The sequence below is a fragment of the Bacillus cereus genome, assembly GCF_002567495.1.
In the GTDB taxonomy this organism is placed as follows: Bacteria; Bacillota; Bacilli; order Bacillales; family Bacillaceae_G; genus Bacillus_A; species Bacillus_A cereus_AQ.
Genome location: NZ_NVAP01000009.1, coordinates 21,746 through 39,556, shown reverse-complemented (window position 1 = coordinate 39,556; position 17,811 = coordinate 21,746). Strand labels below are relative to the sequence as shown.

The window sequence follows — 17,811 nt, the reverse complement described above, 5'->3', positions numbered from 1 at the left end:
ATTAACGGGCAGTAAGATCCCCAACTCAAAATTCAGCGAAAGCAAAGAAGTTAGGTGCGGAATCAACTGCCCGTAAAAGCCCGATTGGTGAGGGCTGATAATCAGTGGGGATGCCCCCCACTGATTAAAGTTTCACTTTATTAGATGCGAGAACGTAAGTAAGCATCAATAAATGGATCAATTTCTCCATCCATAACAGCTTGCACGTTACCAACCTCTGTATTTGTACGGTGATCTTTTACAAGAGAATACGGGTGGAATACGTAAGAACGGATCTGACTACCCCATCCGATTTCTTTTTGCTCCCCGCGGATTTCATCTAATTGTGCCTGTTGCTCTTCTAGTTTCTTTTGATATAATTTCGCTTTTAACATTTTCATCGCGTGCTCACGGTTTTTAATTTGTGAACGCTCTGACTGACACGTTACAACTGTATTTGTCGGTGTATGCGTAATACGAACTGCTGAATCTGTCGTATTAACGTGCTGTCCACCCGCTCCACTTGCACGATACGTATCAATTTTCAAATCTTCTGTACGCACTTCAATTTCAACTTCATCATTGAACTCAGGTACAACTTCACAAGATACGAACGATGTATGACGACGGCCTGAAGAATCGAATGGTGAAATACGTACAAGACGATGTACACCTTTCTCTGCTTTTAAGTAGCCGTAAGCGTTATGACCTTTAATTAATAAAGTAACGCTCTTAATACCAGCTTCATCACCTGGTAAGTAGTCAACCGTTTCTACTTTAAATCCACGTTTTTCAGCCCAACGTGTATACATACGTAATAACATAGAACCCCAGTCTTGTGACTCAGTTCCACCTGCACCTGGATGTAATTCTAAAATCGCATTATTTTTATCATAAGGATCACTTAATAGTAACTGAAGCTCATACTCATTCATTTCTTGAATTAAGCCTTTTACTTCTGATTCTAATTCCTCATGTAAATCTTCATCGTACTCTTCTTTTAAAAGCTCATGCGTTACTTCTAAATTTTCGAACGTCTCATCTAACTGACGGAAACTTCCAACCATATCTTTTAACGCATTTGCTTCGTTAATTACAGTTTGTGCGCCCTGTTGGTCATCCCAAAATCCTGCGCCCATCATTTTTTCTTCTAATTCTGCAATTTGTTTCTCCTTAGTAGGGAGGTCAAAGAGACCCCCTAAAAGCCGCTAATCGCTTAGCCATTTTCTCTAATTCCTGTCTAATTTCTACTAATTCCATTTCCTTCACCTCTATGTAATTGCTGTTACTTTCGTATGAAAACAAGGGAAACTCTCTCCACTTATTACGGAGAGAGTTTAATCCTTCTTAATTATACATTTTTGAAATCAAAGTTTGTAAAGCAGCCAAAGGCTAACGCCCTATATTACTGAACAATACCACAGCAGTTTTTATATTTTTTACCGCTACCACATTTACATAAATCGTTGCGGCCCACTTGGTCACCTTTTACAACTGGCTTTTTCTTCGCTTCTTCGCCATCGCTAGATGGATGAACAGCTTCACCTTGAACAACTTCTTGACGCTCTAAGTTTTGTTCAATTTCTGCTTTCATAATGTAACGAGAGATTTCCTCTTCAATAGAAGCAATCATTGACTCGAACATTGCGAATCCTTCCATTTGATACTCACGAAGTGGATCGATTTGACCGTAAGCACGTAAATGAATACCTTCACGAAGGTGATCCATCGCATCAATATGCTCTGTCCATTTCGTATCTACTACTCGGAATACAACAACTTTTTCAAACTCACGCATTTGCTCTTCTGGCATAAGCTTTTCTTTGTCGTTGTAACCTTCTATTAATTTCGCGATAATTGGCTCGCTCATTTCCTCTGGAGCAAGACGACGTAACTCTTCTTCTTTTATATCGCCTTCTTGCAGAAGGTTTGTATTTAAGTAGTCAACAAGACCTTTAATGTTCCAATCTTCTTCAATTTCCTCTTGTGTATGAAGCGCAACAGCACGTTCTACCGTAGATTTCATCATACCTTCAATAATACTGCGTAAGTTCTCAGAATCCATTACTTCTTGACGCTGTTTGTAAATAACTTCACGTTGCTGACGAAGTACATCATCGTACTGCAGTAACTGCTTACGTGCATCATAGTTATTTCCTTCTACACGTTTTTGTGCAGATTCTACCGCGCGAGAAACCATTTTACTTTCGATCGGCTGTGAATCATCCATACCAAGACGATCCATCATCGCTTTCATATTGTCAGAACCGAAGCGGCGCATTAGTTCATCTTCCATAGACAAGTAGAACTGCGTTACACCAGGGTCCCCTTGACGACCAGCACGACCACGTAACTGATTATCAATACGACGGCTTTCGTGACGCTCTGTACCGATAACCGCTAGACCGATATTTTTAATATCATCGCCTAATTTAATATCCGTACCACGACCAGCCATATTCGTCGCAATTGTTACAGCACCTTTCATACCAGCTTCTGCAATGATATCTGCTTCACGCGCATGGTTTTTCGCGTTTAAAATGTTATGACGTACACCTTTACGTGTTAACATTTTTGAAATAAGCTCTGAAGTTTCAATTGCAACTGTACCAACAAGAATAGGTTGCCCTTGTTTATGACGATTTACAATATCCTCAACAACTGCATTGAATTTACCTTCCATTGATTTGAAGATTAAATCAGCACGGTCATCACGAATAATATCTTTGTTCGTTGGAATTACGATAACATTCATATTGTAAATACTACGGAATTCTTCTTCTTCCGTTTTCGCCGTACCAGTCATACCAGATAACTTTTCATACATACGGAAATAGTTCTGGAACGTAATTGTTGCGAGTGTCATACTTTCATTTTGAATTTCTACGCCTTCTTTTGCTTCAATAGCTTGGTGCAAACCTTCGCTATAGCGACGACCTTTCATAAGACGACCAGTGAATTGGTCTACAATTACGATTTCGCCCTCTTGTACAACATAATCTGTATCAAGGTGCATAACAACGTGTGCACGAAGCGCCTGATTAATATGGTGAAGAAGTGCGACATGTTTCAAGTCAAATAAGTTTTCAATATGGAAAGCTTTCTCTGCTTTCGTAATACCATCTTCAGTTAACATTACATTTTTCGTTTTCACATCAAATGAATACTCTTTTTCATTTTCTAATGTACGAACGAATGCATTTGCAAACATGTATAGCTCTGTTGATTTTTGAGCTTGTCCCGAAATAATAAGCGGCGTACGTGCTTCATCGACTAAAATAGAATCGACTTCATCGATAATAGCAAAGTGAAGTGGACGTTGAACGCACTGCTCTTTATATAAAACCATGTTGTCACGTAAGTAATCGAATCCAAGCTCATTATTTGTGCTATACGTAATATCAGCAGCATAAGCCTCTTGTTTTTCTTCACGTGACATACTGTTTAAGTTAATTCCTACCGTTAAGCCTAGGAACTCATGAAGTTGTCCCATTTCGCTAGCATCACGTTGTGCTAAGTATTCATTGACTGTAACAACGTGAACACCTTTTCCTGTTAAAGCATTTAAATATACAGGTAATGTAGATGTCAACGTTTTACCTTCACCCGTTTTCATCTCAGAAATATTCCCTTCATGTAAGGCAATACCACCCATTAACTGTACGCCATATGGACGCATTCCAAGAACACGAGTTGCCGCTTCGCGAACAACCGCAAAAGCTTCAGGTAATAGATCATCTACTGTTTCACCTTTTGTTAGACGTTCTTTAAATTCAAGCGTCTTTCCTTTTAATTGTTCATCAGTTAGGGGCTTAATAGATGACTCTAATGCATCAATTTGCTCAACTGTTTTCTGCATACGTTTAATTTGGCGTTGGTTTACATCAAACACCTTTTTTAAAATACCGATCATAGGAAATACGCTCCTCTTTTATTAAAATAAAACTTCCGATTGTTTTTCTTTTTCTCTATTACAATCAGTCGTTGTAAACATCAAATGTATGTTATGCCAATTTTTCTCCTAATTAAAAAACTAAAATGTATATACCTAATGATAATTGTAACACTTGTCTTATAACTATGACAACAATCGGCCGAATGTCAGGCCTTATATTCAGAAAAAGTTTTTATTTCATTTGTTACGTTTCTTTTCTCTGTCTCGTTATTTCAAGTTCACGTTACAAATTTCGTATTAAATCTAAATCGATAATTACAAAAAGCCAAAGATTTTGCCGGTGCAGCATCCATAGATACACCTGTGCAAAATCTCCGACTTTAAAAGATACTATTATGTTGCAAGATCTACTCAACCACAGCACAAAAAACACCCTTAAAGTACATCTGTATCAATCATAAATCTTCTTAATTTATTGGTATTTCTAATTCATGATATTTCCCTTTCTGATCCTTCACAAAAGAAATGAATTTCACTTTAGTTGATTCATTTGAAAAGTTTTTATAATTTTTATAAGGGTCATCTCCTATAAAATAATTTGCCCCTATATATCCTCGTACTGTTTTACCAGCAGGTATTACAGGATCAAACTGATATTTTTTAGGTAACTCCATTGCATACGGAATTAAATTATAATACTCGCCTATTTTAGAATAAAACAATGTATCGGAAATAGACTCATTACTAAACAAGTCAATATCCCGATTCGTTGTATTTGTAATATCTAAAGGTAACACATACGTCACTACTTCACGGTCTTCATAAGAATCATAAACTTTTGTAGGATCAAGAGAATCAAGTGCATGAAACGTAACTCCTTGTCCATCTTCAAAAGTTCTATTAGATAAAAACTCATCTTTTACCACTTTATAAGATTCATTATTTTGATTTAATGTTTTAAATCTAAAGAAACTAGCAAATATACATAGCAACAGACACAATCCAATGATTATTAAGACATGATTTCTTGTCACTCTTAATCTACCAACTTTCCATTATTAACATGTACAATGCGATCTACTATTTCATTATCTAGAACATGCACATCATGACTAGCTACTATAATAGTCGTTCCTTTAGATTTTTCTACTTTCAAAATATCCAAAACATCTTTTATTCCATCACTATCTAAAGCATTCGTTGGCTCGTCTAATAACAATAATTTTGGTTGTTCCATTAAAGCTTGCGCTATCCCTAAACGTTGCTTCATACCTAAAGAGTATCTTTTATACTTTCTCTTATCTGTTTTATCAAGTCCAACCCTTTGAATAATATTATAAATTTCCTCATCAGAGATTTTATTGTTAATCGATGATAAAAACTTCAAGTTCTGAAAACCAGTATACCCCGGAATAAAACTTGGATATTCAATCAATATTCCCATAGAATCAGGAAATTGCTTTTGTTTTCCAATCATTTCATTATCTACATAAACAACTCCAGAATTCAAACGCATCAACCCTGATATAGCGCGTAAAATCATCGTTTTACCAGAGCCATTATGCCCCTTCAAAACTAAAAATTCGCCTTTTTTCACTGACAAACTAATATTATCTAACACAATATTCCCTTTTAATCTTTTCGTCATACATTCACATTTAATATAATTGTCCATAAATTATTCACCTATCACATCTAGTTTTTTAAAACAAAAACTACCTAATAAAATCATTACAACAACAATTACTACTCCTATTAAAAGTAAATCATTCCATTGAATAGATTGATTATTACCTAAAGTCAATTGAATTGAACTATGATCAACAAAATACCAACGATTTGGCATAACAAAAGAGCCTAACAAATAAATACTATGAAAGAAAATAGAAAAAAATAGGTACATCAACATCAGTATAAAAACAATAGTTATTGGTATATAAAACGTTAAAAACTCAAAAATCAAAGCTAATAAAAAGCTGATAATGATTTGAACTAGCATAGTACCTACTATCTTATAAGAAAACTGACTATATAAATTTAAAAAGGAATGCTCGCCTAAAGAAAGCAAATAGTAAGCACTAAACCAAAGAAAATACATAACAATCCAAATACTAATGATATAAAAAACAAAGATAGTATTTTCGTTAACCAAAGAAAATGCTTTTTCGTAACACGAGAAAATAAATAAACACCATTCTGTTGAATATCTGAAAAAGCAAAATTCCCTACAAGCAACAAAGGAGTGATTTGAAAGAATACCCAATAAAAAGGGATAGAGAATCGCCCCTCCTTATAAAAATAAGATAAATCCACAAAGTCTACTCCATGAAAAAACCGATAAAAGGTAACATCTACCAATACAGGTACTTTACCATCACTAAGAGGTTGATTGCATAAAAAAGTAACTACAATCATAGCGTAAATTAAGAATAAAAAAGCCATTATCTTGATGGAATCTCTAAACCTTACATGTAAATCTCTTTTTAACAAATAATATAAAATCATAATGTAAACTAGATCACCTCTGTCTCATCATTCATAGCAATATAACTTTTTTTAGCTAAAATCCATACACTTATAAAAAAGATAGAAAAACATCCAAATAAACGTATAAATAAACCAGTAGCATCTTCAAAGACATTTATATAAAAAGCATTTGCAAATAAAAATCCATGTAATATAAATCTATCTAGTAAAACAGCAGTAATCATACATATTATTACAAGTAAACTAGGTAAAAATAATTGCAATAAAGCACTTATCATACATATAAAAACATTCGCAAATAATTGAATACAAAATAATAATGGATAATTTACATCAACACTAGTTACAGCCATCCTATTTGACATCAAAAATAACTGGAAAATCATAATCCCAGCAAAAAAGTAAACAAAAACGAATAATTTTAAATAATATATAGAAACTAATTTCAATGCATTATTCACTCTGTAAACAACATAAATACTAAAAAAGTTCGACATAGAATATACAGAAAAAACAATTGTTAAAGGAATAAATATAGTCGACAAATTATAAAACGACATAACCTTATACAAAGCTTCCAATTCGTTCATTTTCTCTTTTACAATGCCGTGTTCAAAATAATTGAACAAGCAACCAATGATACTAACATTAAGTACAAAGAGAATACTTAACCACACATATTTCATCCTTATAGTTTCTTTCATTACATTATAAAAGAACATGCTTCCTACTCCCCCGTAAATAAAGAACTATAGAACAAAACCAAATACATAACAGGACACTAAGAAAAATTTGTAATTCAAAAAAGCCCAAATCTTTAATTAAATAATCTTTAGGATTGAGAATCCCTTTTCCAATACCAAGCCAAAAAATATGTAAAACAAATGGAACTAAATAAATAAAATACGCTCGTTTTATAAAAAACGAAACTGATAAAGCCAAACTCGAAAAAACCGCACCGTATAAACCATTTAAAAATACATACATAAGAAAATATAAAGTAGGGTACTCATAATAAACTGTATTAAATTGAGCTGTTGGCGAAACAGTAGCAGCCATATAATTTAATATTGGATGCGGAGCAACTGTCGGATAAGTCATCGCATATAAATAAAAATTAAATAGCAAAGAGAAACTTATAATAAAAAAAGATACAATAAAATTCATAAAATAAAGTAGCGTAAAATAATGCTTTGTTCCCATCTTAGAAATAACAGGATAAATAAATCCATAATTTTTATCAATTCTATAAATCCCTGCTACAGCCATTGCAGAGATCATAGGAAATATAAGTAGATAAAACTCACTATAAAATGGTAATCTATTAAAATGTAAAATATTAGATAAATATGGAGATACCTTTATAATCCCATCATCGTTAAATCCTTTCGTTGTTACAAACATAGCAATATATTGAGCAGTAACAATTACTAACATAATAAATAAAGACAACCAAAACATCCTACCTTTTAAAATCCTTCCTAAAAAGTAACTCATCTACAGCTCCTCCATAAACCATTAATTAAATTTAAATCTTTTTTAATATGAATAATTGATCCGCAACACCATAACATTTCTTTTCTTTATTTAACCAGATGTAACGAAAAGAAACATGTGCTTTCTCCCCCTCAAACTTAGGAAACATAACTTCATACTGATAAACATCACTTGCATCTTTTCTTTGTACACTCTTAACTTCTTGTTTCCACTGTATTACTTTGCCATCAGTTTGTTCAATCCGCCCCAAAAGATACGTTGGTTTTTTCTCATTCGTAACACCCGATAAAAACACATAATAATTTTCTGGTATAACTCCTGACTTTAAATTTTTATCTGAAAGCCTATCTTCTATTGCAATATCATTTCTATCTATTTGACCTTGAAAGAAATCATTACCATTTTTATTCCCCGAAAATACTTGTTCATAAATAGTATTTTTCTTAATTTCTTGCAACTGAATACTTTTCAAATTATATTTTTCCGTTAAAGTATCTTCAATATTTACAATAGGTTCATCTACTTTCTTTTGACAAGAAACTAAGAAACTAATACTCAATATAAAACAACAGAATACAATATATTTTAAAATAAGTTTCATTACAGCTCCTCCTATTTTTAAAATGAAATAGCAGAAAAAGTCGTATAATCCAGATTCGGAACTATACGACTTTTTCTAGCACTACAAAATAAATAATTTCAATTTATAATTTCTAAATCAATATTCAGTGTAAGATCCACTAGGTCTTACACTATCAGGACTCCAAGCAGTAGGATAAGCATTATTTTCTCTAGAATAACCACCAAATCTTACAGGCACATTTTTCCCATGGTTTTCATATGCATAATTTTGGAAAAGATACGTTCTACCTGGTACCACTGTTCCTTCATGCTTACCTGACTCACCTGAAACATTTACCCAATCTCTATCACCTTTACCTTTATTTTTATCCGCTTCTGCCCAAACGTTAAAAGAACCTCCTCCCTTCTCACTGCTCTTCACACGCATATACATAGAGGTAGGCGTCTCTTTCAGACGTGCATTAGTATAATCATATGGACTCCAAAGTCTAAAGGTAAAGTTCACATGTTCATCCCTTGTATTAGCCATCGTATCTGCCTTAGCCGGTTCGGTTAAAGCAAAAGTACTAGCTAAAATACCTAAAGATAAAATAGATCCAAAGATAAAACGACTTTTCTTCTTAATACTCAATACAAACACCTCCGATAATTTGTAGCATTATATTGATTTTATTTTTTCACTGAAGGAACAATATAAAATCTATATAACACAATATTATAATAACACCCCCTCGATACACCTCAAATATATTTCAGAACATTTAATATTACTTTTACACTTGCGAACATTTTGTTAAATTTTTAAAAACAATAATATACTCCTAGCAAAGAATTACTTGTAGAGATAACTACATTCCTATGCTTGTTCCAAATAATAAAGAATAACTCACCTCTCTAAGTTTCGAATTTTCTCCTGTTTTTTTGAGGAAACACCGCCTAAAAATCAATTCTTAATGAAATTGACTACTTATAAAACTTTTTTAACCTTGCTACGAAAAATACAAAAAAAGCGCAGCCTCATTCGGCTGCGCTTTTGAATTATTATTTAGTTTCGATTAAACCATATTTCCCATCTTTACGGCCATATACAACATTAGTTTCATTTGTATCAGCATTTGTGAAGACGAAGAAATTATGTCCTAGCATATCCATTTGTAGGATTGCTTCTTCAACGTCCATCGGTTTTAAATCAAATCGTTTTGTACGTACAAGTTCTAATTCATCCTCTTCTACCGCATCCAGAACAGCTACTGCTTCTGGAAGGATAAAGTTCGTTTTCACAGAACCTTTCTCACGTAACTTACGATTTACCTTTGTTTTATGTTTACGAATTTGTCGCTCAAGTTTATCAACTACTAAATCGATAGCCGCGTACATATCGCTATTAGTTTCTTCTGCACGAAGTAATAAATCAGTAAATGGAATTGTTACCTCGACACGTTGCTTGTCAGAGTATACTTTTAAATTAACTTTAATCTCTGGGAATGTATCAAAATAACGCTCTAATTTACTTAGTTTTTTCTCTACATATTCCTTTAATGCTGGAGTTACTTCAATATTTTCACCACGAATGTTGAATTTCATAGATGAATTCCTCCTTTCAAGCCTATGTACTATAATTTCGACATTGGCTTAAAAATCCCTTCTAACTTTTTTAAAAAAATTAGTGGAATTGCGATTTTTTTATCGTTTTTTGTTGAAATGAAAAGATGCATCGTTTCTATCTTTATTTTATCCTATTAACATCGTGAATAACGAATGTACCTGTGGACAATTCGTTACAGAAAAGAAACAACTTTTTGACAACTTGATTCATAACAAAAACCCCTTGTAAAAAACAAGAGGTTCTACCATATATATAACGTTGCCACAAACGCAGCTTTCTCTTCCCAAAAACAATATTCCTACAGTTTTACAACATTAGCTGCTTGTGGTCCACGTGCTCCATCTACAATGTCAAACTCAACTTGTTGCCCTTCTTCTAATGACTTATATCCATCTTGTTGAATAGCAGAAAAATGAACAAACACATCATCACCATCTTCACGCTCAATAAACCCAAATCCCTTTTCTGCATTGAACCATTTCACTCTTCCTTGCATGTTCATTCCATTCCCTTCACTCTAAAAATCAGGGCATTCGCCCCATAATTTGACTATAACGAATGACAACTTACGAAGTCAAAGAAGACTTATCGTCTTTTTATTATCCCTTTCGACAGTTACAGATCAACTTCTACAGAGCGTCAAACTAGAAACTTCCCTTGCTCCTCTATCGTATAAAAGACTTCCAATTTGTCTAACTGTAATTCCTGTCGTATATACATCATCAACGAGTAAGATATGTTGGCCATGAAACATCTCTTCTCCCTGAAAATAAAAAGGATTGCTTCCCGAAAGCCTTTCTTTACGTGTCTTCTTACTTTGCTTTTCTGTTTCTCGCCGTCTTAAGGAAAAATCAGAAATACGAACAGGCAAACAAGTTGCTAATAACTCAGCTTGATTAAAGCCACGTTCAACTTCCCTTTCCTTACTAAGCGGAACAGCGATAACGGTTGAAACATCGGCAAAATACTTTTGAAATAAACTTCGAAAAGGACGATGAAAAATACGAGCTAACTCTGCATCACCCCGAAACTTAAACTGCGCTACTATTTCTTTCATCTCATTATCGTACATGTATAACGAACGGTTTTTAAAAGAACGATACTTCTCCTCATTCATCCACCTTATACAATCTATGCAAATACCGTCTTCTTGAAATGAGGCAGGAACAAATTCTAGAGGCCGCCCACACTCCATGCAAATTTCACCTATTATGTAGGAAAGTTTTTGCTCACATTTATTACATATATATTTTCTATGAAATTTCACAAAAAAGGTGTACCAACTAACTGTTTCCAAAATATACTCATCACAAAGTAGACAATGCATTAATCGATCCATCCTTGTTCTTTCGCATTTTTGTTCATACTTTGAATATGTTTTTTCGCGCGTACCATCGATTCTGTCTTACCGTAATGAAAATAAATAACTTCACCATAAGGTTCTTCAAAACTACGACCTGCTCGGCCTGCAATTTGCACGAGCGCACTTTCTGAGAATATTTCTTCCTCCGCTCCTAAAACTGCGACTTGTAAATTCTTTACCGTTACGCCTCGCTCTAAAATTGTCGTTGTAACTAATAATGGGATTTCTCCCTTTCTGAAAGCCGCTACTTTCTCTTTTCTCTCCGGATCTTCTGCATGTACACCTTCAATTCGATTGTTTAATGATTTTAACAGTAGGCTTATTTCTTCTACATATCGCACATGGGGGACGAATAAAAAAATAGGATGTTTTTTATTTAAGTATGTTTGTAACCACTGCAGTAAAACTCGAGGAATTCTTTTATGAATGAGGCTTTTTTTCCAATTTCCGCACCAACAAAATAAAGGAACCGGCAAAGGATGACGGTGATATCGTCCAGAAACAATAACTCCTCTTTGTTTACCTTTTCTCAAATTCCGCTTCCATGTTTCATCTGGAGTCGCGGTTAAATAAATACGCGCCGCTTTTTCTTTCATCGCTTGTTTTATCGCGTACTGTAACATTTGATCTACACAATATGGAAAAGCATCTATCTCATCTACAATCATGACATGAAACGCCCTATAATAACGTAATAATTGATGAGTAGTCGCAACGACTAGTACTGCATCTTTTTCTTTATCCACACTCCCTCCATATAAAGCCGCTACCTTTATATACGGAAATACTTCTTGCAATCTCGGTGCTAATTCCAGAACAACATCCGTTCTCGGCGTTGCGATACAAACTCTTTCTCCTTTTTGAAGCGCTTCGTTAATACCGTAAAACAACATCTCTGTTTTCCCAGCCCCGCATACAGCCCATATAAAAAACGATTCTTTCTGCTCCATAGCTTCCATAACACCTTGCGCCGCCAACTCTTGGCCAGTAGACAACGTCCCGTTCCACAGTAACGAGTTTAAATTCTTTTCTCTCTTTCTTTCACCAATCCCGCGAACAAGTACAGAACATTCACTTACCCTTCCCATCGTTATACACTTCCTGCAATATGTGCACACCTTACTACACCTTTTACATAAAAATGACGCAAATAGCCGCTTCTCTATATTTCCACAGCGCTGACACATATATTTAGAATCCCTCTTTTTTACGCCTTGTACACATACGACTTCTCCCTTCTGTTTCAAATCATTTAAATTCCTCCTTAAATCTGAAGGGAGTTCCTCTAAGAGTAACTGTTTTCCCGCTAGCATCAACAATCACCTCCAGCACTACTATAAACCTTTCTTATCATCTCGTAAAAACTCAAAAAAGCCGATAACCTACTTATAAAATAGTAAGCTATCGACTTTATACACGTTTTTTATTCTTTTATAAATCCTAGAATCGACCGTATCCTAAGAAATGTTTTTGGTTATACGAACTGTTAATATCACCGTATGCAATCCCTTTATCACTAGCATGAATCATTTGGCCATTACCAACGTAAATACCGATGTGAGATGGACCTGCTTTATAAGTACCTTGGAAGAATACTAAGTCTCCTGGTTGTGGGCTACTTACTTTTGAAACTGAATTCCAGTAACCATTAACGTCTTGACGACCTACACCAAAGATGTAAGAAATGAATCCACTACAGTCAAAACCACCGTTTGATGGAGACGCACTTCCCCAAACATATGGTAAACCTAAGTATCCTTGAGCTTTACCAATTACGCCACCCACATTTGAATCTGGCTTTTTCTCTTCTTGTTTAGGCGCTTCTTTCTTAGGCTCTTCTTTTTTTGGTTCCTCTTTTTTAGGTTCTTCTTTTTTAGGCTCTTCTTTTTGAGCTTGTCCACCATTGTTTGCTGGTGCAGCTTGCTCTGCAGGTGCTTGTGCTGCTTTAGCAGCTTGCTCTGCCTGTTTTTGAGCAGCAGCTTCTTGTGCAGCTTTTGCTTGCGCTTCTTCTTCGGCAATGCGTTGTAATTGTAACGCTTGTTTTTCAAGCTCTTTCAATTGACCTTCCGTACTTGTCATTGTAGTTACAACTGTATCCATTTTACCGCTTAAATCGTTTACTGCTGTTGCTTTTTTCTCTTTTTCAGCGTCAAGTTCTTTCTTAGCAGTTTCAATTTGAACTTGTGCTTCTTTTAATTCTTTTTGTTTCTCTTTTACCGTTGCAACATCTTTTTTCACACTAGCTTGATCTTCTTGTTGTGTTTTCATGATATCTTCATCAGACTCAAGAATTTTAGAAACAGAAGTTAAACGATCAACTAAATCTGCAACGTTTTTAGAGTTTACAAGAACTTCTGTTACAACGTTCGTATTTGGTTGTTCTTGAAGTGCAACTAAACGCTTTCTTAATAATTCTTCACGTTTTGCAATCTTCGTTTGTAATTCTGCAATATCTTTATTTTTCTTTTCAATTAATTGCTCAGTATCAGAAACTTTTTTCGTTGTTTCATCAAGTTTTGAAGCATTCTCTTGAACAGACTTATCTAAACCTTGAATTGTTTTGTTTAAGTCATTCATTTGTTTTTGTAATTCATCACGTTCTTGTTGTTGTTTATGTAAAGTGTCATTTTGTGTATTAATTTGTGATTTCACGTCAGAAATTTTATCTTCTGCAAATACATTTGGTGTTAGTCCTGAAAACATTAACCCTGCAACCAATGCGCAAGATGCCATTTTTAGCTTTTTCATTTTATTTTTTACACCGCTTTCTTTTTTTCTTTTTCCGTATATAACCTATTAAAATTTATACCATAATTCGGGATTTTTTTTGTTAATGTTACGTTTTTGTAAAACAAATGTAATATTATATGTGGCCCTAGCGCAAAATGCGTATATTTTTGTATATATGTGTAGAAATTTATAAGCTTTTTTCACTTCTACAAACAAAGAAAAAACGTAAGGTATCCCTTACGTTTTATTAAATATACGAATACAAATGAAATACTATTTCATCCATTTCTCAGCCCAAGTTTGGACTTCATCCATAACACTTTCTAGCGCTTTTCCCTTGTCAGTTAAACCATATTCGATTCGAACTGGCACTTCTGGATAGACATTACGAACTACAATGCCTTCGCTTTCCAATTCCTTCAAACGCTCTGACAACATACGATCGCTCATATTTGGAATAATATCTGCGATTTCTCTAAAACGTTTCGACTCTTCAAGCAAAGATTTAATAATTAAGCCAGTCCATTTCTTACTAAGCAAAGTAAAGGCTGACTCAAACTTTGGACATAAACAAGAATTATGCTCCATATGTTTCACCTCTCTTCTATTATAATATAGTTTCTTGTAAAAAGTAAGTTATAAAACTTTCCTCATTATTTTATTTTACGTACATTTTACCATTTCCAAATATTAACTTGTCAACTGGACGTAAACTACCCGTAAAAAAACCCTCTTTTAAAAGAGAGCTTTGTATATCTTTATTACTTCGTATACCATCCAAGACCTAATGCACCTTCACCTAAGTGCGTACCAATTACAGCTCCAAAATAACCTGTACGAATTGTGACGTGAGGATATTTTGCTTCTAATTCTTTCTTCCATTCATTCGCTTCCTCTTCACGTTGCGCATGAATGATAACTGCTTCCATAGGTACACCTTTACTTGCTTGCTCATCAAAAATTTCAATGATACGTTTTAATGCTTTTTTACGTGTACGAATCTTTTCAAACGGAATAATGATTTTATCTCTAAAATATAAAACTGGCTTCACTTGTAACAGACTGCCGATGAAAGCTTGCGCACTATTTAATCGACCACCACGTTGTAAATGATGTAAATCATCCACTACAAAATAGGCGTCCATCGTTTTTTTCATTTCATCAAAACGAGCGATAATCTCTTTTGGATTCTTTCCTTCACTTGCTAGCTTTGCACCTTCACGCACATAAAACCCTTGTACTTCACAACTAATTTCAGAGTCATACGTGTATACATCAATCCCCTCTACCATCTGTCCAGCTGCCGTTGCCGTTTGATATGTACCACTAATTCCACTTGATAGGTGAATACTAATAACTGCATCATAATCTTTAGCTAGTTCTTCATATAGCTCAACAAACTTTCCAATTGCTGGTTGAGAAGTTTTCGGAAGTTCCTCTTGTTCACGTACTTTCACATAAAAATCATCTGCTGAAATTTCAGCTTCTTCTTGATAAGATTCTGTTCCAAACACAACGTTTAATGGAATCATATATATATTGAGTTCATCACGAATTTGCTTCGGTATGTATGCTGTACTATCAGTAACAATAGCTATTTTCATTTTCGTACCTGCCTTATAAAAAGTTTTATTTCCTAATTTTACACGAAAACTACAAATGGTGCATCCATACATGAAAATGCCGGTTGAAATTATACTCACCACCTCGACAAATTACAACAAAAAGATAAAATACTCACCAAAAAATTCAGCGTATTTATAAAAAATGTTTGAATATAAAAAGACTCGCTTTTAAAATGGAAAGTACTAGTCATTTTGATAGATAGGGGCGTATACAAGTGCTATTACAATATTTAACAATCAAAGACTACGGCGAACACGAAATCGTCATTCAAAAATCAAGATTTATTTGTTATATTAGCCGAGCAACGACTGAGGAAGAGGCTCAAGAATTTATACAAAAAATAAAAAAACAAAATTGGAATGCAACACATAATTGTTCCGCTTATTTAATTGGCGAGCAAGATCATATCCAAAAAGCAAATGATGACGGCGAGCCTAGCGGTACAGCTGGCGTACCAATGCTAGAGGTACTTAAAAAACGTGGACTAAAAGATACCGTTGTTGTTGTAACACGCTATTTTGGCGGCATTAAACTCGGCGCAGGTGGATTAATTCGTGCATATGGAAAGTGTACAAGCGAAGGCATTAATCATGTCGGTGTTGTCGAGCGAAGACTAATGCGTGTGATGCAAACCGAGATTGATTACACATTACTTGGCAAAGTTGAAAACGAATTACGCAATTCAAAATATGCCATTAAAGATATACATTATCTCGAAAATGTCACATTCGATACGTATGTAGAAGAAGACGGTAAACAAGCATTCACAGATTGGATGATTGAATTAACAAACGGGAAATGTAAAATTACAGAAGGAGATATGTTGTACTTAGAACAAGATGTTATCTAAGCATAACTCATTTATCACCTTTAAAGATTAATGTAGTGAATTACTTCCCTACAAATGAACTAAGGAGATTATATATGGAAGAACGTTATTATCATCTCCAAAATAGCAGAATAAAAAAGAAACGAAGAAGGAAACTTTTCTTCTTCCTTATTTTCGCATTTTTATTTGGCAGTATAGGAGTTTATATGTTAAATTCCTACTCTTCTCTTATGGGGATGTATAGTGGTTTTACTCGTGAAAAATCGGATTTGAGAAACGAAGATGTAGAAATTACAAAGGAACCTTTTACAATTCTCATTATGGGTATAGAAGATTATGCGACAGACGGTCAAAATGGTCGTACAGACTCATTAATGTTTGCCACAGTCAATCCGAAAACTAAAAAGGTTTCACTTATGAGTATTCCTCGTGATAGCCGCGTTCCGATTGTTGGAAAGGGAAAAGAAGACAAAATTAACGCTGCCCACGCTTACGGTGGAGAGGAAATGGCAATCAAAACTGTAGAAGGTTTTCTAAAAGTTCCTGTAGACCATTATATTAAAATTGATTTCCAAGGCTTTAAAGGTATCGTTGATGCTGTTGGCGGTGTTACCGTTGATGTCCCCTTCGATTTTTGGGAACGTTCTGACGTGGATTACTACAAAAAAATCCAATTTAAGCAAGGTCAACAAAACTTAAACGGTGAAGACGCACTCGCTTATGTCCGTATGCGAAAGCAGGATCCAAATGGCGATTATGGTCGAGCTGCTAGACAAAGACAATTACTAGCCGCTGTTGCCCAAAAGCTAAATTCCACCTCTACTGTATTTAAAATTAAAGATTTAACGACGGTCGTTGGAAAATATATAAAAACCGACATTCCTATTTCAGACGGACTTGCTCTTTACAATAAACTTTCTGGGTTTGACCCTTCTACAATACAAACAATCAAGCTTGAAGGAGAGGACAAAAAAATAGGCGGTATTTATTACTTCCTTCCGGATCCAATAAGTGTAGAGACAGTACGTAACGAAATTGAAAAAGAATTAGGAGAAAAAGCAAAAGCTCCAAAAAATCCAACTACAAAAAACGACTCAAATCCTAATGCAAACTCTAACGAAAAAATAAAAAAAGAAATAAACCAAAATAAAACACCTGCTGAGCCGCCACCTTCTACAAATGCTCATGCAGAGTGGATTATGCGCAATCAGCAGTAA

Annotated in this window: 16 protein-coding genes and 2 pseudogenes; 2 read left to right on the top strand and 16 right to left on the bottom strand. The window is 34.4% G+C overall.

Annotated features, from left to right (window positions below):
* Positions 1–140 precede the first annotated feature (140 nt).
* The 16 genes and pseudogenes from prfB to COK05_RS04040 all read right to left on the bottom strand — a co-directional run bounded on the left by prfB (position 141) and on the right by COK05_RS04040 (position 15,743).
* Positions 141–1,239 (bottom strand): peptide chain release factor 2 gene (gene prfB, locus COK05_RS04120; RefSeq protein ID WP_098611574.1). Its coding sequence is split into 2 segments (ribosomal slippage): positions 141–1,166 and positions 1,168–1,239, totalling 1,098 coding nucleotides; the frame shifts between segments, so codons are not numbered across the junction.
* A gap of 145 nt (positions 1,240–1,384) precedes the next feature.
* On the bottom strand, positions 1,385–3,892 hold the full coding sequence (secA, locus tag COK05_RS04115) for a preprotein translocase subunit SecA (RefSeq protein WP_098611573.1): 2,508 nt from the start codon (positions 3,890–3,892) through the stop codon (positions 1,385–1,387).
* 449 nt (positions 3,893–4,341) lie between these two features.
* Complete coding sequence (locus COK05_RS04110; RefSeq protein ID WP_098611673.1) at positions 4,342–4,869, bottom strand: hypothetical protein; 528 nt, start codon at positions 4,867–4,869, stop codon at positions 4,342–4,344.
* Positions 4,870–4,910: 41 nt separating this feature from the next.
* Entirely contained in the window at positions 4,911–5,549 is a 639-nt protein-coding gene (locus tag COK05_RS04105; RefSeq protein ID WP_000371031.1) for an ATP-binding cassette domain-containing protein, read from the bottom strand.
* Positions 5,550–5,552: 3 nt separating this feature from the next.
* Positions 5,553–6,316, bottom strand: a pseudogene (locus COK05_RS04100) (hypothetical protein).
* A gap of 71 nt (positions 6,317–6,387) precedes the next feature.
* The gene (locus COK05_RS04095) at positions 6,388–7,083 is read right to left on the bottom strand and encodes a hypothetical protein (RefSeq protein ID WP_098611572.1); all 696 of its coding nucleotides are present in this window, start codon (positions 7,081–7,083) and stop codon (positions 6,388–6,390) included.
* Positions 7,070–7,858, bottom strand: a complete 789-nt coding sequence (locus COK05_RS04090) for a hypothetical protein (protein WP_098611571.1) — start codon at positions 7,856–7,858, stop codon at positions 7,070–7,072. Before COK05_RS04090 ends, COK05_RS04095 begins: the two co-directional genes overlap by 14 nt.
* Positions 7,859–7,889: 31 nt before the next feature.
* Complete coding sequence (locus COK05_RS04085; RefSeq protein WP_098611570.1) at positions 7,890–8,459, bottom strand: hypothetical protein; 570 nt, start codon at positions 8,457–8,459, stop codon at positions 7,890–7,892.
* Between the two features lie 117 nt (positions 8,460–8,576).
* Positions 8,577–9,071, bottom strand: a complete 495-nt coding sequence (locus COK05_RS04080) for a hypothetical protein (RefSeq protein ID WP_098611569.1) — start codon at positions 9,069–9,071, stop codon at positions 8,577–8,579.
* Between the two features lie 410 nt (positions 9,072–9,481).
* Positions 9,482–10,024: a ribosome hibernation-promoting factor, HPF/YfiA family gene (gene hpf / locus COK05_RS04075; protein ID WP_000671193.1), complete on the bottom strand. Its 543-nt coding sequence runs from the start codon at positions 10,022–10,024 to the stop codon at positions 9,482–9,484.
* A 320-nt stretch (positions 10,025–10,344) separates the two neighbouring features.
* Positions 10,345–10,542 (bottom strand): cold shock protein CspC, encoded by a 198-nt coding sequence (cspC, locus tag COK05_RS04070; protein WP_001990088.1) that lies wholly within the window; start codon positions 10,540–10,542, stop codon positions 10,345–10,347.
* A 126-nt stretch (positions 10,543–10,668) separates the two neighbouring features.
* Positions 10,669–11,373, bottom strand: coding sequence for a ComF family protein (locus COK05_RS04065; protein ID WP_098611568.1), 705 nt, complete (start codon positions 11,371–11,373; stop codon positions 10,669–10,671).
* A complete protein-coding gene (comFA, locus tag COK05_RS04060; RefSeq protein WP_098611567.1) occupies positions 11,373–12,722 on the bottom strand; it encodes an ATP-dependent helicase ComFA in 1,350 nt (449 codons plus the stop codon). The genes COK05_RS04065 and comFA overlap by 1 nt, the downstream gene beginning before the upstream one ends.
* Positions 12,723–12,849: 127 nt before the next feature.
* A pseudogene (locus COK05_RS04055) lies at positions 12,850–14,264 on the bottom strand (C40 family peptidase).
* A 148-nt stretch (positions 14,265–14,412) separates the two neighbouring features.
* Complete coding sequence (locus tag COK05_RS04050; RefSeq protein ID WP_098611565.1) at positions 14,413–14,727, bottom strand: winged helix-turn-helix transcriptional regulator; 315 nt, start codon at positions 14,725–14,727, stop codon at positions 14,413–14,415.
* Between the two features lie 173 nt (positions 14,728–14,900).
* Positions 14,901–15,743 (bottom strand): DegV family protein, encoded by an 843-nt coding sequence (locus tag COK05_RS04040; RefSeq protein WP_098611672.1) that lies wholly within the window; start codon positions 15,741–15,743, stop codon positions 14,901–14,903.
* 236 nt (positions 15,744–15,979) lie between these two features.
* On the opposite strand from COK05_RS04040, the gene COK05_RS04035 reads away from it, so the two are divergent.
* The gene (locus COK05_RS04035) at positions 15,980–16,615 is read left to right on the top strand and encodes a YigZ family protein (protein WP_098611563.1); all 636 of its coding nucleotides are present in this window, start codon (positions 15,980–15,982) and stop codon (positions 16,613–16,615) included.
* Positions 16,616–16,689: 74 nt separating this feature from the next.
* Positions 16,690–17,811, top strand: coding sequence for an LCP family protein (locus COK05_RS04030; RefSeq protein WP_098611562.1), 1,122 nt, complete (start codon positions 16,690–16,692; stop codon positions 17,809–17,811).